Below are 22,502 nucleotides of genomic sequence, written 5' to 3'. Positions count from 1 at the left end.
GTGTGCAGGTTCGACGAACTACTGGCCACCGGAATCACCACCCTCGGTTGTCGGTGCAGGAGCACCGGACGCAGGTGCCTCGGTCCCCGAACCGGGGGCGGGCGTTGCATCAGGTGCAGGCGTGGAGCCGTCGGCCGCCGGCAGAGTGCCGGAGCCGAGATCGAGTCGCGATCCGATCGGATCAGCCGACTGCGCCTTCCAGACCCCGTCGACCTCGACCATGCCCAGCCGCATGCCGAGCTGATTCTTGACGAACTGATTGCCCTGCGTCGTGGTCACTCGAACGACGACCAGAGCCGTGGCGGTCCGGTCATCGGTGTTGAGTTCGGTGAGCGCGGACTGAACGACTTCGGTGTCAGCCTTCGAGCCCGAGTTACGCAACTCGTCGGTGATGGAATCCTGAACGGTCTGCAGGTACGTCGTCATCTCGTCACCGGTCACCGAAGAACGCATGTTCTCGATCGACTGGTCGAGATTCGCCGAATCCGCGTTGTTGAGGTTGATCGCGACTTGCTGCGCACCGACCAGCGCGTCGTCACGCATCTCGGCGGTAGTGCGGTCGGTGGTGAGCGCCCGGACGTACGGGACGCCGAACACACCGAGCGCAACCACTGCCGCCAGAAGCAAGACACCGACCGCAATCAGAGACGCTGTCAGCCCCTTCGGTCTACCGGTTGTCGGCGCTCCCGATTCGACTTGCTCGGGCCCGCTGGACTGCGGGGAACTGTTTCTCTGAATCACACTCACTACCCTACTTACCTGTTTTGCCCAGCCTCTGGCCGCGAATCGTCAACTGCCACAACTCAGTAGCCTGAACTGCACAAACTCGATCACATTCGGATCGGTCTACTTCGGTGTCACTCCGAGCAACGGCGCCAACTGCGTCGCGATCGGGTTGAGGTTCAACTTGTCCGGATCGACCTTCGGCTTGAAGTCCCAAGGCTGGATCGTGTCGGGATCGGCGTACACCACGCGGTTGGCACTGCGGACGCCCGTCTCGCTGCCCAGCGGCGTCTCACACGACGCCGCGGTGTTGAGCGGGAAATCCTGCTGCGTGTCGTCGAAATTGGGGTTCTGACGCTTCATCTCGTCCAGGATTGCCATGGTGCCTTCGTAACCCACCGTGCACGAGAGCGGATTGTTGGTCTCCAGCACCAAGCCCTGATGGACCGTTCCGTCGCCGGGAGCAACCGTCGGTGCGGCAGCGGCGAGGCCGGGAAGGAAGATCAGGAACGGCTGCAACGCGATCGTTCGCGGTGCAAGCGTTTTGGTGGTGGCCGCCAGGTTTGTCAGGTCGGTCGTCAGGCTCGGACCACCCTCGTTGATCAGGGCACCAATCTGATCGCTCGCCGGGATGCCGTTGTCGATCAAGCGTCGGATATCCGGATCACTGGTCCGCAACTGCGCCGTCACGGCATCGAGATCGGTGCTGAACTGCTTGATCGCGGAGGACTGATCCGACTGCGTCGTCAGTACCGTCTCACTGTTCCGAATCAGCGCGAGCGTCTGAGGCAGAGTGTCGAGCCCGGACTGCGAAAGACCGGACAGTGAATCGGCCAGGACCTGAATGTCCTCGCCCTTGCCGTTGAACGCTGCACCGAGTTCGACGGCGACGGTGTGGAGTGCGTCGACCGGCACGGACTTGACCAAGCCGTTGGCACTGGTCAGCACATCCTCGATCGGGATCGGAGTTGTGGTGTCCCCCACCGCGATCACCGAGCCGTCCTCGAGGAACGGTCCCTGATCGGTATCGGGCTGGAGGTCGACATACTGCTCACCGATGGCGGAGCGGTTAGCCACGACGGCACGGGCCGATGCAGGAATCTCCGGAGCACTGTTGTCGATTTTCAGGTCGACCTGAATTCCGTCCTCGGTCAACGACATGTCGCCCACTCGCCCGACCGGCACGCCGCGATACGTCACTTCGGCGTTGGTGAAAATTCCACCGGACGTGGCCAATTCGGTCTTGACCGTGTACTGCCCGAACCCCATGAGGTTGTCCAGGCGCACGTACTTGGCGCCGACGTAGATGAGACCCAGGAGCGCTACCACGACAAAGCCGACGAGCTGCCATCTGACCAGAGCTGATCTCACTGTCCATCACCGCCGATTCCGAACTGTTCCAGCATTCCCTGGATGGGGTTGAGTGGGTTCGCCGCGGGCGCCGGCGTTGCCGGATCACCCGCTGTTGTGGCGGGAAGACCGGCGACAACGGGAACCTGCGGCAGAATCGGAGCGATCGGCAGCAGTGACACCGTCGGCCAACCCGGACGCGGGCCGTTTCCGTTGTAGTACGGGTTCGACGGATCGACTACCGGCTTGGGATTGCCGAACTTCGGCTGACGGTATTCCGGTTCGCCTTGTCCGACACCGAGACCCGAGAGAGTATTGCCGATCTGCAGGTCGACACTCAGGAAGAGGTTCACGGAACCACCCTGTGCAATCTTCTCGACACCGTCCGGGAACGGGAACGTCGGCAGGAACGGAAGTGCCCCGACGAAGTCGTCACCGGAGTCTGCGAGCGCCTGCAGCGTCGGACGCAGAGCCTGAAGATCGGCGATCAGGTCGTCCTTGGACTGTGTGAGGACGTCGGTTCCCACTGTTCCGAGTCGATCCACCTGAGCGAGCATCTGAGTCAACTGCGGACGCTGCTCGTTGAGAACCTGTGTCGCAACGGGGAGTTCCTCGAGAATCTTCCCGATCTTCTCGTTCTGATCGTTGACGCGGGTCGAGAGCACATCCAGGCCGTCGAGCGCGCGTGTGATGTCGTCACGCTGCTCGTTGAGTCCGCCGATGAGTGTGTTCGCCTGCTCCAGAAGGCTTCTCGTCTTGCCTTCGCGACCGTCGAACGCGGCACCGAGTTCTTCGACGATGGGTTGCAACTGGCCCACACCGCCGCCGTTGAGCAGCAGCGACAATGCGCCGAGAACCTGCTCGATCTCGGTGGCGTGGCGAGTGCGATCCAACGGAATCAGGTCTCCGTCGGCCAGCTTCGCAGAGTCCGGTCCGGACGGCGGGGCCGACAACTGGATGAACTTCTCGCCGAGCAGGTTGGTCTGCTCGACCGCGGCAATTGCGTTGGCGGGTAGATCAACCGACGAGTCGAGGATGATACCGACGTCCGCGGTCCATCCGTCCGGTCCGACGGACACGTCGTCGACGCGCCCGACGGGAACACCGTCGACCTTCACAGCGGACTGCGGAACCAAGTCGAGCACGTCGTCGAACTGAATGGTCAAGTGCATCGGATCGGAACCCACATCGGGACCGCCGGGAAGCGGGACCGCGTAGATGCCCTCGGACGAGCAGGCGGTTGCCGAGATCAGGACGGCGCACAGTCCGGCGCCGACTATCAATGAACGCTTCACTCGCCCTCCCCGTTTCCACTGTTGAGTCGCGGTGACACGACGCCAGGCACAGTGCCCGGAACTACCTGCATCTGACGTTCGGATCCGGCGAGGATGCCGAAGGGAAGATTCAGTCCTGCGGCCTGATTCGCTGCATCGGTCATCGCGGCGACATTTGCACACTGGTCGATGGCCGGTTGCATCTGCCGTCCCAGCGCCTCGAATCGCGGATCACCGGGCAACAGCTTGCCGAGGTCCATCAACTTGCAGAGCACCCCGGCCGGGTTCTGCAGATCGGGGAACGCCAGACGTGAAGCCAGCACACCTGATTCGGCGTCGTAGGAGTTGACGAGGTTGGAGATCGCCAGCGGAAGCATGGTGAGCGTGTTGGCGAGCGCTTCCTTGTTGTTCGCCAGTGTCTGTGTCGGTTCGACGAGTCCCTCGGTTGTCTGGACCAATTGATCACGGTTGTCGGCCACGAACTTCGCGACGTCGCCGAGAGCAATCGACAGCTGATTCAGGGCGGCGCCGAGGTCGTCGCGTTCACCCGCCAAGAACCCGGTCAGATCCGACAGCTGAGTGTTGAACTGACGCACCTGCTGATCGTTGGCCGCGAGTGCGCCCACGAAAGTATCCAGGTTCTTGATGGTCAGCGAGATGTTGTCACGCGAATCATTCAGCGTCCGAGCAGCATCCGAGAGGTTGGTGATGCTGTCCCCCAACGCTTCGCCGTTGCCCTCGAGGTTGGCCGCACCGGTCTCGACGAAATCGGACAACGCGCCGTTCTTGTTGGCGCCCTCGGGACCGAGCGCCGACGCGAGTTCGTCGATGCTGGAGTACAACTGGTCGACCTCGACGGGCGTCGCCGTCTTCTCGATCGGAATTACTGCACCGCTGACCATCTTGTCGCCACCGGTGAAGACCGGGGTCAGCTGGATGTAGCGGTCGGCAACCACCGACGGCGTGATCTGAGCGGCGCTGGCACCGGCGGGGATGTCGATCCCCCGATCGACACGCAACTCGACCTTGACCTGGTCTCCCTGAGGTTCGACCGATTCGACGGTGCCGACCTTCACTCCGAGAACACGAACGTCGGACCCGTCGTAGATACCCACCGACTTGTCGAAGTAGGCGGTGATCTTGGTGGTACCGGCGCGAGTGAACACCCACCACAGCGCACCACCGATCACGAGTAATCCGATCAGAACAGCAGCGATGATCGCGATCGAGCGCTTCTTGGAGCCGCTTCCGGCTTCGGCGGTATCAGCCATCAGTTGCCTCCCAACGTACGAACGGGGTCACGGTAGCCCGGAATATCCGGCAGACCCGGCGGAAGGAGGTTCACGACGACCTGGTCGAACCAACGGCCGTTGCCGACCACGTTGGCGTACAAGCGAATGAAGGGTTCGTAGAGCTTCAGTGCCTTGTCCAAGTTCTCGTTGTTGGCCTTCAGGATGTCGATGACGCCGTTGAGCTGCGTCAGCGCCGGCCCGATTGCCGCCTCGTTGTCACGAACGAGACCGGTGAGCTGCTGAGAGACGCGCTGAGTTCCGGTGAGCAGCTGCGAAATCGCCTGCTGGCGATTGTTGAGCTCCTGCACCAGCAGTCCGCCGTCCCGGATCAGCTGGGTGAATTCCTTGTTGCGGTCAGCAAGAATCTGCGACGTCTTCCCGGTGGCGGCGAAGAGCTTCTGCAGGTCCTGATCGCGACTCGCGATCGTCTGCGACAGCCGACTGACACCGTCGAGCGACGCGCGGACATCGCCAGGTGTCTCGGAGAATGCCTGGGACAACGTCTCCATGCTCTTCGCCAACTGGTCGGTGTCGATGTCGCCGACCGTGTCCGCTGCGGCCGAGAAGGCCTGAACGACGTCGTACGGAGACGTGGTGCGCTCGAGCGGAATCCGGTCCTTGGGATCGAGGTTGTCGGTTCCACGCGGATCGAGTGCTAGGTACTTCTGTCCCAGAATCGTCTTGATCTGAATGGACGCAGAGGTTTGATCTCCCACCCACGCGTCGCTGACCTTGAAGTCGACGAGAACACGGTCACCGTCGAGATCTACGGAAGTGACCTTGCCGACCTTCACGCCGGCGATACGAACCTCGTTACCAGGCTTGAGACCCGCAGCTTCGGAGAACTCGGCCGAGTAGGACGAGCCTGCTCCCACGAACGGAAGCGAATCGAGGAAGAACGCGGACAAAGTGGCCAGCAGCACCACGAAGATACCGATGGCTCCGGCCATTGCCGGACTGCGACGTTTGCTCATCGACCTTGCAACTCCCTCATACCGTCTTGAGTGCATCGCGTGGCCGCGTTGGTGTAAATCGGCTGATTGACCGTCGGCAGGCCGGTGGGCAGATTCAGCGACGCAGACTGTCCTGGACCGGCAACGATGTCGATTCCGCACAGGTAGAACTGGAACCAGGAACCGTAACTCGCTACGCGAGCAAGCTTCTCGAGCTTGACCGGCAAGGTTTCGAGCACCGCGTTCACGTCGTCACTCCGACGGTTGAGTGTGGTCGCCAACGTGTTGAGAGCCGTGATCGAACCCTGAATGGACGGCCTTGTCGGCTCGAGCAGGTCGGCCGTCGCGTCGGTCAGGCCGGCAAGTGAGGTGACGGCCGAACCGACCACGCCACGCTCGTTGGCCAACCCGGTGACGAGTTGCTGGGTGTTGACGATCAGTGAATCGAGGTTCTTGTCGTTCGCGTTGACTGTGTCGAGAACGTCGTTGAGGTTCTTGATCACCGCCCCGATGACGGCGTCCTTGTCCGCGACGGTGTTGGTCAGGCTCGCGGTGTTGCGCACGAGCTCGCTGATGGTGCCCGATTCGCCTTGGAAGACCTGGATGATCTGGTACGACAGCTTGTTGACGTCGTCCGCGCTCAGGGTGGTGAACAGCGGCTTGAAGCCGTTGAAGAGTGTCGTGAGATTGACTGCCGGGCGCGTCTGGGACAGCGGCAGGGTATCGCCGCCGGTGATCTTCTTGCCCTGGCTGCCTTCACCTTGCGAGAGCGAGATGTATCGCTGCCCCACCAGGTTGCGGAACCGGATGGTGGCAATGGAACTGGCCGGCAACCAATCACGGTCGGATACCGAGAACTGAACCTCGGCCTGGTTGTCGTTGACGATGGCGATCTTCTCGACCTGGCCGACACGAACACCGGCAATGCGGACCTCGTCGCCCTCGTTCAACGACGTGACGTCGGAGAAGACGGCGTTGAACTTGGTACCGCCACCACCGCCGAGGTTGGCGATGCTGGCTGCCAGCAGTCCTGTCGCCAGGACCGTCACCACCACGAAGATGATGAGCTTTGTCAGCGGAGCTGCGAGTCCTCTCATTGGACGCTCACCTCCGCACCTGCGAATGCCGGAGCGCTGACCATCGTGGTCCACGCCGGAACATCGTCCGGCGCAACACCGTTGGCCTGTCCGTAGATCACCTTCAACGTATCCTCTTCGAGTTTCGAGCCCGCGTAGCCGGCCTGCTGAGCAGGACCGCTGTTGTTGGTCGAGAACAACTGAGGTCCGGAGCCCTCGGGTGCAGGCAGGAATTCCATGGTGGCGGGACCTGGATTGCGGGAGGGAACCTGGTAGGAACCATCACCGTACGAACCGCCGGGGTACTGCGGGAACGGACGACCGGGCTCGGTGACGTTGTCGTAGCAAACCGGGCCGCGGTTGTCGACGAGTCGTGGCTCGTCCTGGTTGGGCAGGTAGCGACCCTTGGGGTTCACGATCTGAATACTCGCACGCACACCAGGATTGGGCGCGTCGGTGGACAGGATCTTGGCAGCTTCCGGAGCGGTGTCCGAGAAGCCCTTGAACGTGCACCCGAAGGTCGGTGAGTACTGAGCCAGAAGCTGGAGAGCTTCCTTCGAATCCGCAGCGAGCGTGATGATCGAGGACGAGTTCGCTTCGAGGAAGGCTGCGGTGTCCGACGATGTCACGGTGAGCGACGCCAGCAGTGTCCGCAACTGGTCCTGCTTCTGCACCACCGTGTTACCCGTGGTCCGCAGATTGTCGAGAGCGTTGATCAGATCGGGCGCTGCGTCCGAGTACGTCTGGGAGAAGTCCGCGAACTTGCGCAGATCCTCTTGCACCGCGGGCAGCTCGGTGTTGACGCCGCGGAAGATCTCCTCGAGACGATCGACCGTCAGACCGAGCTCGGCTCCGCGCCCCGTCAGACCCTGCGCGAGAGAACCGAGAGTGTTCGCCAGATCCTGCGGCGGAATGGCCTGCAGAAGTGGGAGCAGCCCGTCCAGAACGTCGCCGACCTCGACAGCATTACCGCTCTTGTCCTGGTGGATCACCGTTCCCGCGGAAATCGGGGTCGCGGTGGTTCCCTCCGGAATGATCAGGGAGACGTATCGCTCACCGAAAAGCGTCTTCGGAAGCAGACGCGCCGTGACATTGGACGGAATCAGATCGGCCTTGTCCGGCTCGATCGCGAGGACCGACGTGACCTGGCCGTCTTTCGTCGACGCGGACCGCACCTCGCCCACAAGCAGCCCACGAACCTTGACGTCAGCGTTGGGTGGCAAGGCATTTCCGACGGTATCGGTCACGAGGTCGATCTTCACGACGTCCTTGAACGTCTTGTTGAAGGTTCCGATGGTGAAGGCCAGGAACAAGGCCAACACCACGAAGAACACGAGTCCGAGCACACGGCGGCGCAGGACTGACGGAGCCTCGATCATCCGGCCACCCTCACAGTCGTCGTGGTTCCCCAGATCGCAAGGCTGAGGAAGAAGTCGAGAACGGCGATCGTCACGATTGCGGCGCGAACAGCGCGGCCGACGGCCACACCGACGCCTGCGGGACCACCCGAGGCATGGAAACCGTAGTAGCAGTGGATCAGAATCAGCACGAAGGCGAAGACCAGGACTTTCGCGAACGAATACAGCACGTCCTGCGGTGGCAGGAACAGATTGAAGTAGTGGTCGTACGAGCCAGTCGACTGCCCGTTGAACACCGTACTGATCACTCTCGAGGCGAGATACGCCGCGAGTAGACCCACGATGTACAGCGGGATGACGGCGACGAAGCCGGCGATCATGCGCGTCGTGACCAGGAACGGCACCGACGGAACTGCCATGACCTCCAGTGCGTCGATCTCTTCGGAGATTCGCATGGCACCGAGTTGCGCGGTGAAACCACAACCCACCGTGGCCGAGAGCGCAAGAGCCGCAACGATCGGAGCGATCTCACGGGTGTTGACGTAGGCGGAGAGGAAGCCCGTCAGAACCGAGCTTCCCAACTGCTCGAGAGCTGCGAAGCCCTGCAGACCGACGACGACACCGGTGAATCCCGACATCATCGCGATGACGCCGATCGTTCCGCCGATGACTGCGAGCGCACCGCTACCGAACGTCACTTCGGCGAGTAGCCGAAGCGTCTCCTTCCGATACCGGTGCAGGGTGCGCGGAGTCCACGCGATGGCGCGCGCGTAGAACGACATCTGCTCGCCTGCGCGGTCCAACGCGTTCACTGGAATTCTGGCAACTTTGCGGCTCTTCAGCAGGAACTGATCGCCGCGGCCTCGTGCGATGGTCATTTAGGTCAAGATCCCTTCGCCGGCACGATCTGGAGGTACACCATCGTCAGAATCAGATTGGCGAAGAACAACAGCAGGAACGTGATGACGACGGCCTGGTTCACCGCCTCACCGACGCCCTTCGGGCCACCGGACGGGTGGAGTCCCTTGTACGCGGAGATCACACCAGCGATGACACCGAACACCGCGGCTTTGATCTCTCCGCTCCAAATGTCCGGTAGCTGGGCAAAAGCTGAGAACGACGAGATGTAAGCACCGGGGTTACCGCCCTGCAGGATGACGTTGAAGAAGTAACCACCCGCGATACCGACCACGGACACCAGTCCGTTGAGCAGCACAGCGATCAGCACCATCGCGAGTACACGCGGAACCACCAGGCGCTGAATCGGATTGATTCCGAGGACTTCCATCGCGTCGATCTCTTCGCGAATGGTTCGCGAACCGAGGTCGGCCGTCACGGCCGATCCGGCCGCACCGGCGACCAGCAACGCTGTCACCAGAGGGCTACCCTGCTGGATCACCGCCAGGACGCTGGCAGCGCCGGTGAACGATTCTGCACCCAACTGCTTGATCAGCGAACCGGTCTGCAGTGAGACGACGGCGCCGAAAGGGATGGCTACCAATGCCGTCGGCAAAATTGTCACGCTGGCGATGAACCAGGCCTGCTCGATGAACTCACGGAACTGAAATGGACGCCGGAACGTATTCCTGACGACGTCGACGAACAGTTCGACGATGTTTCCGGCCTGAGTTAATGCTCCGTTGACCGGACTCAGAACCGAGTTGCGGGTAACCCCCATCCGATATGCCTACCCTTGCCCGTGTGTCGTGTTTCCGTACGGATCGCCCTCGTATGCAGGAATGACCTGCGTGTCTTGCGAGTTGTCGTTCCACTCCCCCTGATAGCCGCTCGCGTCGGCGTACTGGGGATCGTACTGCCCAGTTCCGTCAACCTCGTCCAGGCTGTCCTGAATTGCCGCCTGAGCGTTACCTGGGAGGGTGTGCATGATCTGGCGGACGCGCTCCTGGCGACGACGAACAGCCTGACGCTCGGGGTTTCCGGGGGTGGCCTTCATCTGCGGCACGATGCCCTCGACGTCGTCGACACCACCAGCGTGGTGACCGGCGTCGACGAGCGCCTGCTCGTGCGCCATCTGAGCCTCGTCCTTCTCCTCCGACATACCGATCGGACCGATCATCGTTCCGTTCAGGAACTGCTTGACGACGGGCTCGTCCGAGGTGAGCAGCACCTCGCGAGGACCGAACATCACCAACTGACGACGGAAGAGCATGCCGATGTTGTCCGGCACCGTACGTGCGAGGTTGATGTTGTGCGAGACGATCAGAATCGTGGCGTCGGACTGGGCGTTGATGTCGATCAGCGTCTGGCTGATGTACGTCGTACGCACCGGGTCCAGACCGGAGTCAGGCTCGTCGACGAGGATGATCTCGGGATCGAGCACGAGTGCACGCGCCAGACCGGCACGCTTGCGCATACCGCCGGAGATCTCACCGGGAAGCTTGTCCTCGGCGCCGACCAGACCCGTGAGGTCCAACTTCTCCATCACGATCTTGCGGATATCGGATTCCGACTTCTTGGTGTGCTCACGAAGGGGGAAGGCGATGTTGTCGTACAAGTTCATCGAGCCGAACAGCGCGCCGTCCTGGAAGAGAACGCCGAACAGCTTGCGGATCTCGTAGAGCTCCTTGGAGGAGCACTGCAGGATGTCCGTGCCGTCGATGACGATGGAGCCTTGTTCAGGGCGGAGCAGTCCGATCAGGGACTTCAGGAACACCGACTTACCGGTACCCGAAGGCCCGAGCAGTGCGCTGACCTCACCCGCGGGAAGTGTCAACGACACGTCCTGCCAAATCCTCTGCGACCCGAAAGACTTTGTCAGTCCTTGTACCGCTACCTCGACTCCCACCATTACCTCCGCGACGTCCGTTGCATGCATGCACCCGTGTGGGTTGGGTCACTCTATCGCATGGGAGTGGTACCCGTGACTGCGAATACTACTAACGAGTAGGGAAGAAGCATAATTCAGGTCACAGCCTAGTTCGGACACCCCTCCCACCTGCATGGATTCCGACATATCACCCGCGAAAAAAGTTCAAAAAAAGAGGGCCACTCCCCGTGGGGAGTGGCCCTCTTCGTTACTACTCGCGAAGAGCAGCGGGAAAACCGTCTTACTTGATGACGATCTTTGCGCCGGCAGCTTCGAGCTTTTCCTTGGCAGCCTCTGCGGCGTCCTTGGCAACCTTCTCCAGGATGGCCTTCGGAGCGCTCTCGACGAGGTCCTTGGCTTCCTTCAGACCGAGGCCGGAAACGACCTCACGGACGACCTTGATGACCTGGATCTTCTTGTCGCCAGCCGACTCGAGGACGACGTCGAACTCGTCCTGCTCTTCAGCAGCTTCTGCGCCGGCAGCCGGTGCGCCTGCAGCGGCGACGGCGACGGGAGCAGCAGCGGTGACCTCGAAGGTCTCCTCGAATGCCTTAACGAACTCCGAGAGCTCGAGGAGGGTGAGCTCCTTGAACTGGTCCAACAACTCTTCGGTGCTGAGCTTCGCCATTGTGGCGGTCCTTCCTGTAAGTCCCATGTCGCTGATCCGCGACCGGGCGGGGTTATAGCAGTGATGCGCGGGTGCGGATCAGCTTTCGGCTTCGGCCTCGGCCGGAGCCTCGGTGGCAGCCTCTGCGGGGGCCTCTGCGGCTCCGCCTTCTGCAGCCTTCTTCTCCTGCAGGGCAGCGGCCAAACGGGCCATCTGCGAAGCGGGAGCATTGAACAGGCCTGCGGCCTTTGCCAAGTTGCCCTTCATCGCGCCGGCAAGCTTTGCCAACAGGATTTCGCGGGATTCGAGATCCGCGATCTTGTTGACCTCTTCCACGGACAGCGCAGCGCCGTCCATGTAGCCGCCCTTGATGATGAGCGCCTTGTTGTCCTTAGCGAAGTTCTTCAGAGCCTTCGCAGCGTCGACCGGTTCGCCCTTGATGAATGCAATGGCGGTCGGACCAACGAACAGGTCATCAAGGCCCTCGATGCCAGCCTCTGCGGCGGCACGCTTGACCAGGGTGTTCTTGGCGACGGAGTAGGTGGCACCTTCTCCGAGAGCGCGTCGCAGTGTCGTGATGTTGCCAACCGAAAGGCCACGGTATTCCGTGACCACAGCGGCGGTCGAACCCTTGAACTGCTCGGTGATTTCCGCAACTGCGGAAACCTTCTCAGGCTTTGCCATACTTCGCCTCCTCTCGTGACAGTCGTTGTCCCACTCAGGAACCGCTGCACCTCATCGGGGTGAACCCGAGAAGACACAGTCCGCGACATGCAAAACGCCCCGGCGCAAGCGCACGGGGCGTACAGAGGAAACATGAAGAAGAGGCTTACGAATCAGCGTAACGATGCAACGCAAAGCAGTGCATAACCAGGCAAACTGTAGAACCACTACATCAAGCTATCCCCCTACCTCGTTCACCTACGTGGGCCGCCGGGCACTCCCGGACTTTCAACCACACTCATCACTGAGTGCAATCACCAACGGTCTTGGGTAGAACATGATTTTGGGGTGAAGTTCATATCCAGCACTGAACTCCGCCTCGAAGACTACCTGACTGCTCGCTGCAGAACCAAATCGGGTCCGTCACGCGCCTATAGCCCTGGCGATCTTGTGTTCGATCTCTGCCCGAGCTCGGTCCGGCAACACCAGCAGCCCATCGAGTTCCTTGTGGGCCTTCCGATACGCACTCTGACGTTCCTGTGGCGTCGCGCCCTCGTCCATGGCCAGTCGCAGCAGACGCTGCGCCCGTACCAGGCGCTCTTGTTCGTCGAGGGTGAATCCGCTCCGTCGGCGACGCTTCGCCTCCGCTTCCGCGATCTCGAAGGCGATCGAGTACGCGTGCACCGCCTCGCGATACTCGGTTTGTGCCTGCTGGTTGCCGATCATCGTCTCCGGATTGCCTGGACGGAGCAGATCGGCACGATATTTGGCTCGATGAAAATCGGCCGTCAAAGGCTCACGCATGTCCGTCATCATCGGGGTGTCGAGCAGTGTGACCGGATCGAGCTCGTATGAGAACCATCGGTCGTCGACCGCATCGTGCTGCTCGATTACCTTGGCCAGCTCTCGGCGCTGTGTTTCTTCGTCGGCGTGATGTTGTGCGTTGGCCTGCGCGATGGCGACCTTGGTCTGCTGCTTGAGCCGGAAGCGCTCTTGCCGGCGCTCGATCCGCCTTTCGTTGGCAACCGCGACACCTTTCAGCGCCCCACCGATGGTGCCGCCGAAAACGAAGATCAGCCACCAAAAGTTTCCGAGGAACTGGAACGCTTCGTGCATACCCCGATGATGCCACCGTTGGACCGATACCACCGGCAGGGATCACTCCCTCCCGAAACAGACAAGAAGGCCGGCAGGGAGTTGATCCCTGCCGGCCTTCTTGTTCGTATGCGGACTGCTTACGCGTCTGCAGCATCCTCGAGGAGGTTGCGAGTACGGTTCGGATCCACCGGGATGCCCGGACCGGTGGTGGTCGAGACCGTGATCTTCTTCACGTAGCGTCCCTTGGCCGACGAGGGCTTCGCACGCAGGATCTCGTCCAGGGCTGCGCCGTAGTTCTCCACCAGCTTCTCATCGTCGAACGATGCCTTGCCGATGACGAAGTGCAGGTTGGCCTGCTTGTCGACGCGGAAGTTGATCTTTCCGCCCTTGATGTCGTTGACAGCCTTGGTGACATCCGCCGTGACGGTGCCCGTCTTCGGGTTCGGCATCAGGCCACGCGGTCCGAGGACACGGGCGATGCGGCCGACCTTGGCCATCTGATCAGGAGTCGCGATTGCGGCGTCGAAATCGACCCATCCACCCTGGATGCGCTCGATCAGGTCTTCTGCACCGACTACGTCAGCGCCTGCAGCCTCGGCTTCTGCTGCCTTCTCGCCAACAGCGAACACGATGACGCGAGCGGTCTTACCGGTGCCGTGGGGCAGGTTGACCGTTCCGCGGACCATCTGGTCAGCCTTACGGGGGTCGACGCCCAGACGAACTGCAACCTCAACGGTTGCATCCATCTTGGTGGACGACGTCTCCTTGGCGAGCTTTGCAGCCTGAAGCGGGCTGTAGAGCTTGTCTGCGTCGATCTTCTCAGCGGCGGCGAGGTACGCCTTGCTGCGCTTTGCCATTTGTTCTGTCCTTACTTATCACTGCAGCGAATTACCTGTGCAGTGGTGAATGGTTCAGTTGTGGTCGGGGCCTGGCCGGCCCTCCCACGTAATGCTGTGGAGCGGACTACTAGCCCTGGACCGTGATGCCCATGGAACGAGCGGTGCCGGCGATGATCTTCGCGGCCTGCTCGATGTCATTGGCATTGAGGTCTTCAGCCTTGGTCTTCGCGATTTCGCGCACCTGATCCATGGTCACCGAGGCGACCTTGGTCTTGTGCGGTTCGCCGGAGCCCTTGGCGACGCCGGCTGCCTTGAGGAGCAGCTTGGCGGCGGGAGGGGTCTTCAGCTTGAAATCGAAGGTCCGGTCTTCGTAGACCGAGATCTCGACCGGCACAACGTTGCCGCGCTGGGACTCAGTCGCCGCGTTGTAGGCCTTGCAGAACTCCATGATGTTCACGCCGTGCTGACCGAGCGCGGGACCCACGGGAGGTGCAGGGTTAGCCTGACCTGCCTGGATCTGCAGCTTGATGAGCCCGGCGAGCTTCTTCTTCTTTGGGGGCATCTCTAGTTCCTAGTTTCTAGCTTGGGTGTGTGTCTTGCGTCGAACAATTTGCAAGTTTTGGGGCGGTCAGATCTTCGCGACCTGGTTGAAGTTGAGCTCAACCGGGGTTTCACGACCGAAGATCGACACGAGAACCTTGAGCTTCTGCTGCTCGCCGTTGACCTCGCTGATGCTGGCCGGAAGGGTTGCGAACGGGCCGTCCATGACGGTGACCGACTCGCCGACCTCGAAGTCGACCTCGATGAGGGGCTTGCCGAAGGACTCGGACGGTGCCTCGCCTGCTGCGACGGCGGCCGCTGCAGCCTGCTGCTTCTTCTGCTCCTGCTGCGGGAGCAGGAACTTGACGACCTCGTTGAGGGTCAGCGGCGAGGGACGCGACGTGGCACCGACAAAACCGGTGACGCCAGGCGTGTTGCGCACGGCGCCCCACGACTCGTCGTTGAGCTCCATGCGAACGAGGATGTATCCGGGCAGAACCTTGCGGTTGACCTGCTTGCGCTGGCCGTTCTTGATCTCGGTGACCTCTTCGGTGGGAACTTCCACCTGGAAGATGTAGTCACCGACGTCGAGGTTCTGAACGCGAGTCTCGAGGTTGGTCTTGACCTTGTTCTCGTAACCGGCGTACGAGTGGATGACGTACCAGTCGCCCGGGGCGCGACGAAGCGCAGCCTTGAGTTCGGCAACGGGATCCTCGACCTCGAGCTCGGCGGCGGGAGCGGCCTCGTCGGAGTTCTCGGCATCGTCGGAGATGACGTCCTCGGTCGCTGCAGCGTCTGCGTCGGTGCCTTCAGCAACGTCCACATCGGTGCCTTCGGCAACCACGACGTCTACTTCGGCTGCCGCCTCGGCAGAAACACGCTCTTCGGCCAAAGCCTCATTCGTGTCGTTCTCGGGGGTGCTCACTGGGGCACTCGCTTCCTCTCGTTACTCGGACCCGGGTCGGGTCTTGTCGCGCTCGCAGGCAAAGACGCCCGGCTGCTACGGCGATCAGCCGAACAGCCAGGTGACACCCTTGATCACAGCGATATCGACGCCGCTGATGAAAGCGACCATGAAGACCACGAACGTCAGCACGACGCTGGTGTAGGTGATCATCTGCTTGCGGTTCGGCCAGATGACCTTACGGAGTTCTGCGATGACCTCGCGGAAGAACTTGCGCAGGCGCTTGAAGATGTTGTCTTTCTTCGCCTTGGGCTTCTTGCCGGGGTTCGTTGCAGTCGGCTTGGCCGAAGATGTCCGGGATGCCGTCCGGGCCGGAGTCTTCACGGTGGACGCGCTGACCGAGGCGCCGCGTGCAGCGCGCTTGCCGGTCGGCTTGTTGGAAACCCCACTAGGTGCGGAGGGTGCCTTCTCGGCACCGTCCTTGTCCAGCGACAGATCGGAACGCGTAGTCGCGTCAGCTGCAGTGTCGTCGACACCGGTCGAATCGGCAGACGTTGAAGTCTCCGCATCCGAAGTGTCGGCGTCGCGCTTGGCGCGCTCCTCGCTCACGTCGTTCCTCTCAGTCGCTGGCATCCGGGGGCAGGGGCGACAGGACTTGAACCTGCAACCTGCGGTTTTGGAGACCGCTGCTCTGCCAGTTGAGCTACGCCCCTTTGGTTGACCTCGACAGGTAGACCCTGCCTGAATCAACCGTTCTGCGATCACACAACATACGCGCTACCCGAGGTGAATGTCTTGCAACATTCAGGGCAGCGCGCAGCGCTGAGGAATCCCAGAAATCTCAGTGTACTTCAAAGCCCCGGAACAAACACAATCCGCCCTGCGATCAGGCTAGACGGACCGTGGCGGTGGCCCGACCGAAGATTTTCTTACCTTCGGACTTGGCCACGATTGCCAGTACTGCAGTCTTGCTTTCTTCGTCGACCGACTTCACCTTGGCGGTGAACTCGATCTCGGCCGCCTTGTCGGCTGCCACGATCACCGGGCTCGTGAACCGTACGTTGTACTCGGTCACTGCGCCCGGATCTCCCAGCCATTCGGTGACGTAGCCGGCACCGATACCCATGGAGAGCATGCCGTGCGCGACGACGTCCGGCAAGCCGGCAAGTCGTGCGACCTCGTCACTGAAGTGAATCGGATTGGGATCTCCCGAAACACCCGCGTAGTTGGCGAGGTTTCCACGCGTCAGGGTGACGGACTTCTCGGGGAGAAGTTCGCCGACAGTGACGTCGGAAAATTTACGAAGCGACATGCATCATCACGTCCTTGACTGCGTGGGCGATGTTCTCGTCCACTTCCCCACCCGTACGAGCAACGAGCGTCGTCCACGTGGTGACAACTGCTTCGTCGTTCTGATCGGTGATGATGTTCTTGGTCACGATGATGTCGCTACCTGCGGCCTGCCTGAACGAATCCAGGAAGACGTCGCAGAAGAGTCGGTCACCGACCTGCATGGGCTTGTGCAGCACCAGTCGCTGATCGGTCTGAAGAATCTGACTCAGGTCGTAGCCTGTGACGATCTCTTCGAACAGACGACGCTGAGCAATGGCACCCACGATGGCGACGAACGTGATGGGAGCGATCAGGCCGTCGTATCCGAGGCCTTTGGCTGCCGACTCGTCGTAGTGCGCGGGATGAGCATCCTGGACGGCGCGAGCGAACTCGCGCACCTTCTCGCGTCCGACCTCGTAGAAGTCTTCGACACGATAGTGGTGACCGACCATCTGGACGGCATGAGCGGCCGGGTCCGTAGGGACCTCGGCCGCTGCCTGGTTCTCTTGCAAATCTGTCACGCGGTGAGACTCTCTTCTAGCTAGGACCCGAAGACGCAGGCCCAGAGAGGGTCTTCCGCGAAAATCGTCGTCCTGTTAAGGACTTACTACTTCGACTCGCGATGCGACTGGTGGGTTCCGCAGTTGGGGCAGAACTTCTTGAGCTCCAGGCGATCGGGGTCGTTGCGCCGATTCTTCTTGGTGATGTAGTTGCGGTGCTTGCATACCTCGCAGGCCAAGGTGATCTTGGGCCGAACGTCGGTCGAGGAGGCCACGGGATGCCTTCTTTCGGGTGTATCTGATTACGAGCAATCAGGGTGGATCATGCATATTGTGTAGCGGTGACCGGACTTGAACCGGCGACGCAACGATTATGAGTCGTTTGCTCTACCAACTGAGCTACACCGCCTCGGTGTCGAGTGTCGCGCGGAAAGCACGGCACCACAATCCAGCGAGCCCCCTAACGGAATCGAACCGTTGACCTTTTCCTTACCATGGAAACGCTCTACCGACTGAGCTAAGGGGGCGTGGCTCAGGAGTGCGTTGCCGCTCTCTTGAAGCCTCCGAAAGATTACACACGAACGAGCGCCAGCACCAAATCCGCTGGTCATCGGGGCAAAAATGGTGCCGGAGCCCATTGTTGCACCGATCGGGGCCGCTGGCGAGGGCTTTGCGGGAACCCGCTTGACCCTGTACTCCCCCGAAACCCTCCCCCGGCGCCCCTGAGCCGCGGCCGGCGTCGGCGTCACCAGCGCGCCCGACCTCGGAACACGCACAAAAAAAGTCAGCCCCGACTCTCGTGAAGAGAATCGGGGCTGACTTGGGGTGGCAGATGTAGGATTCGAACCTACGTAGGCATAAGCCGACGGATTTACAGTCCGCTCCCATTGGCCGCTCGGGCAATCTGCCGTGCTTGCACCAGGCTTCGATCCGGCGCATTCGCAAGTATATCGCGACGTGCGGCGGCCGAAAACGGCTTCCTCGGTGCGGTGAGAAGAATACAACGAACACACCCCCATTTTGCAAACCGGGTGGTAACGGGCGGTGCCGACCCGATAACGTCGAGGTGTCCACCGGTATGGAAGGTGGGCGGAACTCGATGTTCGTGAACTACCGGAAAGCGGGAGTGTGAAGTGGCTGATTCGTCCTTCGACGTGGTGAGCAAGGTTGACCGTCAAGAGGTGGACAACGCCCTACATCAGGCTGCCAAGGAGTTGACCACGCGTTTCGACTTCCGAAACACGGGAGCGTCGATCGAGTGGTCTGGTGAAGAGACGATCACGTTGAACGCCGACACCGAGGAGCGACTGCTGGCCGCCCTCGACGTGTTCAAGGAGAAGTTGATCCGTCGTGACATCTCGCTGAAGGCATTCGATGCCGGCGAGCCGGCGCAGTCCGGAAAGATTTACAAGCTGTCCGGAACCTTGGTCCAGGGCATCAGCAGCGAGAACGCGAAGAAGATCACCAAGAAGATCCGCGACGAGGGCCCCAAGGGCGTCAAGGCGCAGATCCAGGGTGAAGAACTTCGTGTGAGCAGCAAGAAGCGCGACGACCTCCAGGGCGTCATCTCCCTGCTCAAGGGTGAGGACTTCGGGATCGCCCTGCAGTTCGTGAACTACCGGTAGTAGGGGCTGCGCCCCTGTGCGCGGTTAAGGAGTCCTGGGACTGCCTAACCGCGCACAGGGGCCGAAGGCCCTACATCCCGGCCATCTTCTCCAAGCGCTCGATCCGGTCCGCCATGGGCGGATGCGTGGAGAACAGCTTGCTCACCTTGTCCCCCGCTCTGAAGGGGTTGGCAATCATCAGGTGAGACTGCGCGGCGAGCTTCGGTTCGGGCGGCAACGGCGCGGCCGCGACGCCCGACTCGAGCTTGCGTAGCGCCGACGCCAACGCCAACGGGTCACCGGTGAGCTCGGCTCCCGATTGATCGGCCTGATACTCGCGAGAGCGCGAGACGGCCAGCTTGACCACGGTTGCCGCGATCGGTCCCAACAGGGAGACGAGCAGCAGCGCGATCGGATTACTTCCCTGCCCGTTCCCTCGGCCACCGAAGATGCTCGCGTACATAGCGAAGTTGGCCAGACCCGAGATGACGCTGGCCATCGCGCCGGCAACGGACGAAATCAGTATGTCCCGGTTGTAGACGTGGGAGAGTTCGTGCCCGAGCACGGCCCGCAATTCGCGTTCGTTCAGAATCTGCATAATGCCGCTGGTCACGCATACCGCGGCGTGGCGAGGGCTACGGCCGGTGGCAAACGCGTTCGGGGCGTTCGTGGGACTGATGTACAGCCGAGGCATCGGTTGGTGCGCTGTCGTGGCGAGTTCGCGCACGATCCGGTAGATCGCCGGTGCCTCGACCTCGGTGATGGGCTGCGCGCGCATCGATCGGAGCGCCAGTTTGTCGCTGTTGAAGTAGACGTAGGCATTCATGCCGACGGCAAACAGAACGGATCCCCATAGAAGGAACGGGCTGTTGAACAGCGAGCCGATGAAGACGATCAGCGCCGACATCCCCACCAACAACCCGAATGTCTTCGCACCGTTCGCGTAGCCGTGCAAACTGCTCACCTCTTGCCTCGCCGGAGCCGAAGGCTCACCCGAACTGCCCGGCGTGTGCACCGGGTCTGTTCAGTCAACGAAGGACAGGGTCATCAGGGTTCCCACCCAGGGTCGTCAGGGATTCACCCCAGGGACTATCGGGGTTTCCACCCGGGAACCCCGATTCGTCGAGTGTCAGCCGACTCGTTCGATCGTGTAGTCCACGAGACGCACCAGTGCTTCGTTCGCCGGCCCCTGGGGCAGTTCGGCCAACTGAGCCTTTGCCGCGACGGCGTACTCGCCCAGCTTTGCCTTTGCCTTGACCATGCCCGGCGAACGCTCGAGCAGTTCGAGTGCCTCTTCTACCAGTGCATCTTCGGTGACCGGGCCCGCGAGCAGCTCCCGCAGGCGATCTGCGTCGGCTCCTTCTTCGCGGAACGCGTACAGAACAGGCAGGGTGTGCACACCCTCGCGCAGGTCGGTGCCCGGTGTCTTGCCGGACTGCGCCGACACGGACGAGATGTCGATGATGTCGTCGGAGATCTGGAACGCAGTGCCGACGGCGTCACCCAGGCGCTCGAGGCGCTCGATGTGGGCTGCGTCGGCGCCGGAGAAGGTACCGCCGAATCGTCCCGAGGCAGCGATCAGCGAACCGGTCTTCTCCCACACGACCTTCAGGTAATGCTCGACCGGATCCTGCTCCTTCTTGACGCCGATCGTCTCGCGCATCTGGCCGGTGACCAGTTCGGCGAAGGTTTCGGCGATGATCCGAACGGCTTCGGGTCCGAGCGTCGAGACCAGGCGTGATGCGTGTGCGAACAGGTAGTCGCCGGCCAGGATCGCCACGCTGTTGCCCCAGCGAGCGTTTGCGCTGGGTGCCCCGCGCCGCATGGACGCCTCGTCCATGACGTCGTCGTGATAGAGCGTTGCGAGGTGAACGAGTTCGGTGACGGTCGCTGCGGTGATGATCGACGGATCGTTCGGCACCGGTCCGAGCTGCGCGGTCAGGATCGTGAACAACGGACGGAAGCGCTTTCCCCCGGCGCGCGCGAGGTGCAGCGCTGCCTCGGTGAGGAAGTCTTCTCCGTCGGACAGCTCGCTGACCAACAACTCCTCGACATCGGAGAGTCCACCACGCACTACTGCGGCGAGCTGTTCGTCGCCGAGGTCGATGCCTGCAACGACGGTGCTCGATGCGGTTGCGTCGGCAGCAGTCTTTTCGGTGCTCACGATGTCAGTACCCATTCCTGTCGTCAGTGACGGCTCGGTTCCCACGGTAGTGAACCTAGCGGTTCGCACTCGGGACGGCCTCGCCACGGTGGCGATCGCGGGCCTGGGAAGATGTGAGTGTGTCCGTAGAAGAGCAGTCCCCCGTCGTCGATTCGCTTCCGACCGAAACCGACATTGTGGTCATCGGCGCAGGTCCCGCGGGTTCTTCGGCCGCTGCATGGGCCGCCCGCAGCGGCCGAGACGTCGTGCTCGTAGACGCCGCCGTGTTCCCGCGAGACAAGACTTGTGGTGATGGACTCACTCCGCGCGCCGTAGCCGAACTGGATCTCCTCGGCCTCGGCGAGTGGGTTCGGTCACATACGACGAACAAGGGCCTGCGGTTGTCCGGTTTCGGACAAGAACTCGAACTCGAGTGGCCGGGGACGTCGTTCCCGCCGATCGGCAGTGCCATCCCCCGCACCGAACTCGACGACGCCATTCGCCGGTGCGCAGTCGAATCCGGCGCGGTCATGGTCGAGGGCACCAAAGCAGTGGACGTCGAACTCGATGGTGATCGAGTAGCCGCCGTCGTACTCGCCGGCCCCTCGGGACGCAGCACCCTTCGTTGTCGGACGCTGATCATCGCCGACGGCGTTCGCTCGACGCTCGGCAAGAAGCTGGGACGGCAGTGGCACCGGGACACCGCGTACGGCGTCGCGGCACGCGCGTATGTCGCGACGCCGCGCAGCGCCGATCCGTGGATCACCTCGCATCTGGAACTGCGAGACGGCGAGGGCACGTTGCAGGCGGGGTACGGCTGGATCTTCCCGCTCGGCACCGGCGAGGTGAACATCGGAGTCGGGACACTGGCGACGTCGAAGCGTCCGGCACCAGGTGCCCTGCGACCCTTGCTCGACCTCTACACCGATCAGCGCCGAGGCGAGTGGCAGTGGAGCAGCGAAATACATTCCGTCGCTTCGGCTTTGCTACCCATGGGAGGAGCAGTTTCCAACATCGCCGGACGCAACTGGGCCGTGATCGGTGACGCCGCGGCGTGCGTGAACCCGCTCAACGGTGAGGGCATCGACTACGGCCTCGAAGGCGGACGTTTGGTGGTCGAACAGCTCGGCGCCGAGGATCTGACGCAGCTGTGGCCGAGCGTGCTTCGGGAGCATTACGGGCAGGCGTTCTCGGTCGCGCGCCGGCTCGCAGGCCTGCTGACGGTTCCGCAGTTCCTGCCGGCGTCGGGTCCGATCGCGATGCGCTCACGTGCCCTGATGACGGTCGCCGTGCGGGTCATGGGGAACCTCGTCACCGATGCCGACGCCGATCTGACGGCGAAGGCCTGGCGCGCGTCGGGGGCCGCGTCGAGAAAGATCGACTCCCGACCGCTGTTCGGTTGAGCAAGTGCTGTGCGCC

The 22,502-nt window shown here is 62.0% G+C and carries 24 protein-coding genes and 4 tRNA genes; 2 read left to right on the top strand and 26 right to left on the bottom strand.

Translation table 11 applies throughout. The features are described from left to right. Window positions 1-18: 18 nt before the first annotated feature. The 24 genes from DBV08_RS17335 to DBV08_RS17220 all read right to left on the bottom strand — a co-directional run bounded on the left by DBV08_RS17335 (window position 19) and on the right by DBV08_RS17220 (window position 18,245). Complete coding sequence (locus tag DBV08_RS17335) at window positions 19-747, bottom strand: hypothetical protein (protein WP_124568226.1); 729 nt, start codon at window positions 745-747, stop codon at window positions 19-21. A gap of 99 nt (window positions 748-846) precedes the next feature. Further along, window positions 847-2,094, bottom strand: coding sequence for an MCE family protein (locus tag DBV08_RS17330; protein WP_124568225.1), 1,248 nt, complete (start codon window positions 2,092-2,094; stop codon window positions 847-849). Beyond that, complete coding sequence (locus DBV08_RS17325; protein ID WP_003941859.1) at window positions 2,091-3,368, bottom strand: MCE family protein; 1,278 nt, start codon at window positions 3,366-3,368, stop codon at window positions 2,091-2,093. The genes DBV08_RS17330 and DBV08_RS17325 overlap by 4 nt, the downstream gene beginning before the upstream one ends. Beyond that, a complete protein-coding gene (locus tag DBV08_RS17320; protein WP_124568224.1) occupies window positions 3,365-4,618 on the bottom strand; it encodes an MCE family protein in 1,254 nt (417 codons plus the stop codon). The genes DBV08_RS17325 and DBV08_RS17320 overlap by 4 nt, the downstream gene beginning before the upstream one ends. Continuing rightward, a complete protein-coding gene (locus DBV08_RS17315) occupies window positions 4,618-5,613 on the bottom strand; it encodes an MCE family protein (RefSeq protein WP_003942053.1) in 996 nt (331 codons plus the stop codon). The genes DBV08_RS17320 and DBV08_RS17315 overlap by 1 nt, the downstream gene beginning before the upstream one ends. After that, window positions 5,610-6,689, bottom strand: a complete 1,080-nt coding sequence (locus DBV08_RS17310; RefSeq protein WP_003941932.1) for an MCE family protein — start codon at window positions 6,687-6,689, stop codon at window positions 5,610-5,612. The genes DBV08_RS17315 and DBV08_RS17310 overlap by 4 nt, the downstream gene beginning before the upstream one ends. Further along, window positions 6,686-8,047 (bottom strand): MCE family protein, encoded by a 1,362-nt coding sequence (locus DBV08_RS17305; protein ID WP_003942007.1) that lies wholly within the window; start codon window positions 8,045-8,047, stop codon window positions 6,686-6,688. The genes DBV08_RS17310 and DBV08_RS17305 overlap by 4 nt, the downstream gene beginning before the upstream one ends. Next, window positions 8,044-8,904, bottom strand: coding sequence for an ABC transporter permease (locus DBV08_RS17300; protein WP_003941894.1), 861 nt, complete (start codon window positions 8,902-8,904; stop codon window positions 8,044-8,046). The genes DBV08_RS17305 and DBV08_RS17300 overlap by 4 nt, the downstream gene beginning before the upstream one ends. Before the next feature lie 5 nt (window positions 8,905-8,909). Continuing rightward, complete coding sequence (locus DBV08_RS17295) at window positions 8,910-9,704, bottom strand: ABC transporter permease (protein ID WP_003942038.1); 795 nt, start codon at window positions 9,702-9,704, stop codon at window positions 8,910-8,912. A gap of 9 nt (window positions 9,705-9,713) precedes the next feature. After that, the gene (locus tag DBV08_RS17290; RefSeq protein ID WP_311715677.1) at window positions 9,714-10,835 is read right to left on the bottom strand and encodes an ABC transporter ATP-binding protein; all 1,122 of its coding nucleotides are present in this window, start codon (window positions 10,833-10,835) and stop codon (window positions 9,714-9,716) included. Between the two features lie 259 nt (window positions 10,836-11,094). After that, the gene (rplL, locus tag DBV08_RS17285; RefSeq protein WP_003941857.1) at window positions 11,095-11,481 is read right to left on the bottom strand and encodes a 50S ribosomal protein L7/L12; all 387 of its coding nucleotides are present in this window, start codon (window positions 11,479-11,481) and stop codon (window positions 11,095-11,097) included. Window positions 11,482-11,559: 78 nt separating this feature from the next. Beyond that, the gene (gene rplJ / locus DBV08_RS17280) at window positions 11,560-12,144 is read right to left on the bottom strand and encodes a 50S ribosomal protein L10 (RefSeq protein ID WP_003942074.1); all 585 of its coding nucleotides are present in this window, start codon (window positions 12,142-12,144) and stop codon (window positions 11,560-11,562) included. Between the two features lie 402 nt (window positions 12,145-12,546). After that, a complete protein-coding gene (locus DBV08_RS17275; RefSeq protein WP_124568222.1) occupies window positions 12,547-13,239 on the bottom strand; it encodes a hypothetical protein in 693 nt (230 codons plus the stop codon). Window positions 13,240-13,358: 119 nt separating this feature from the next. Continuing rightward, window positions 13,359-14,078, bottom strand: coding sequence for a 50S ribosomal protein L1 (gene rplA / locus DBV08_RS17270; RefSeq protein WP_003941982.1), 720 nt, complete (start codon window positions 14,076-14,078; stop codon window positions 13,359-13,361). Window positions 14,079-14,187: 109 nt separating this feature from the next. After that, window positions 14,188-14,622, bottom strand: coding sequence for a 50S ribosomal protein L11 (rplK, locus tag DBV08_RS17265; protein ID WP_003941896.1), 435 nt, complete (start codon window positions 14,620-14,622; stop codon window positions 14,188-14,190). A gap of 66 nt (window positions 14,623-14,688) precedes the next feature. Beyond that, the gene (gene nusG / locus DBV08_RS17260) at window positions 14,689-15,525 is read right to left on the bottom strand and encodes a transcription termination/antitermination protein NusG (RefSeq protein WP_095970336.1); all 837 of its coding nucleotides are present in this window, start codon (window positions 15,523-15,525) and stop codon (window positions 14,689-14,691) included. 84 nt (window positions 15,526-15,609) lie between these two features. Further along, window positions 15,610-16,113 carry a preprotein translocase subunit SecE gene (gene secE / locus DBV08_RS17255; protein WP_172436548.1) on the bottom strand — a complete coding sequence of 168 codons (504 nt, stop codon included), beginning with the start codon at window positions 16,111-16,113 and terminating at the stop codon, window positions 15,610-15,612. A gap of 31 nt (window positions 16,114-16,144) precedes the next feature. After that, window positions 16,145-16,217: transfer RNA gene (locus DBV08_RS17250), tRNA-Trp, on the bottom strand. 173 nt (window positions 16,218-16,390) lie between these two features. Further along, entirely contained in the window at window positions 16,391-16,816 is a 426-nt protein-coding gene (gene hadB / locus DBV08_RS17245; protein WP_095970338.1) for a (3R)-hydroxyacyl-ACP dehydratase subunit HadB, read from the bottom strand. Beyond that, complete coding sequence (gene hadA / locus DBV08_RS17240; protein ID WP_019744315.1) at window positions 16,803-17,357, bottom strand: (3R)-hydroxyacyl-ACP dehydratase subunit HadA; 555 nt, start codon at window positions 17,355-17,357, stop codon at window positions 16,803-16,805. The genes hadB and hadA overlap by 14 nt, the downstream gene beginning before the upstream one ends. An 86-nt stretch (window positions 17,358-17,443) precedes the next feature. Beyond that, entirely contained in the window at window positions 17,444-17,611 is a 168-nt protein-coding gene (gene rpmG / locus DBV08_RS17235) for a 50S ribosomal protein L33 (RefSeq protein WP_003941903.1), read from the bottom strand. Window positions 17,612-17,672: 61 nt separating this feature from the next. Further along, window positions 17,673-17,745 (bottom strand) — tRNA-Met (locus tag DBV08_RS17230). 45 nt (window positions 17,746-17,790) lie between these two features. After that, a tRNA-Thr gene (locus tag DBV08_RS17225) sits at window positions 17,791-17,863 on the bottom strand. A gap of 299 nt (window positions 17,864-18,162) precedes the next feature. Next, window positions 18,163-18,245, bottom strand: a tRNA-Tyr gene (locus DBV08_RS17220). A gap of 224 nt (window positions 18,246-18,469) precedes the next feature. On the opposite strand from DBV08_RS17220, the gene DBV08_RS17215 reads away from it, so the two are divergent. Next, complete coding sequence (locus DBV08_RS17215; protein WP_003941854.1) at window positions 18,470-18,961, top strand: YajQ family cyclic di-GMP-binding protein; 492 nt, start codon at window positions 18,470-18,472, stop codon at window positions 18,959-18,961. Window positions 18,962-19,031: 70 nt separating this feature from the next. Here DBV08_RS17215 and htpX read toward each other — a convergent pair whose 3' ends face one another. Next, window positions 19,032-19,895: a zinc metalloprotease HtpX gene (htpX, locus tag DBV08_RS17210; protein WP_029254860.1), complete on the bottom strand. Its 864-nt coding sequence runs from the start codon at window positions 19,893-19,895 to the stop codon at window positions 19,032-19,034. A gap of 174 nt (window positions 19,896-20,069) precedes the next feature. Beyond that, entirely contained in the window at window positions 20,070-21,119 is a 1,050-nt protein-coding gene (locus tag DBV08_RS17205; protein ID WP_037129929.1) for a polyprenyl synthetase family protein, read from the bottom strand. Between the two features lie 104 nt (window positions 21,120-21,223). On the opposite strand from DBV08_RS17205, the gene DBV08_RS17200 reads away from it, so the two are divergent. Next, window positions 21,224-22,486 (top strand): geranylgeranyl reductase family protein, encoded by a 1,263-nt coding sequence (locus tag DBV08_RS17200; protein ID WP_397487531.1) that lies wholly within the window; start codon window positions 21,224-21,226, stop codon window positions 22,484-22,486. Window positions 22,487-22,502 lie beyond the last annotated feature (16 nt).

Source organism: Rhodococcus sp. KBW08 (assembly GCF_003852455.1).
In the GTDB taxonomy this organism is placed as follows: domain Bacteria; phylum Actinomycetota; class Actinomycetes; order Mycobacteriales; family Mycobacteriaceae; genus Rhodococcus_F; species Rhodococcus_F baikonurensis.
Note: the sequence above shows the minus strand (reverse complement) of the source record. Positions and strands in the feature narration are given on the sequence as shown.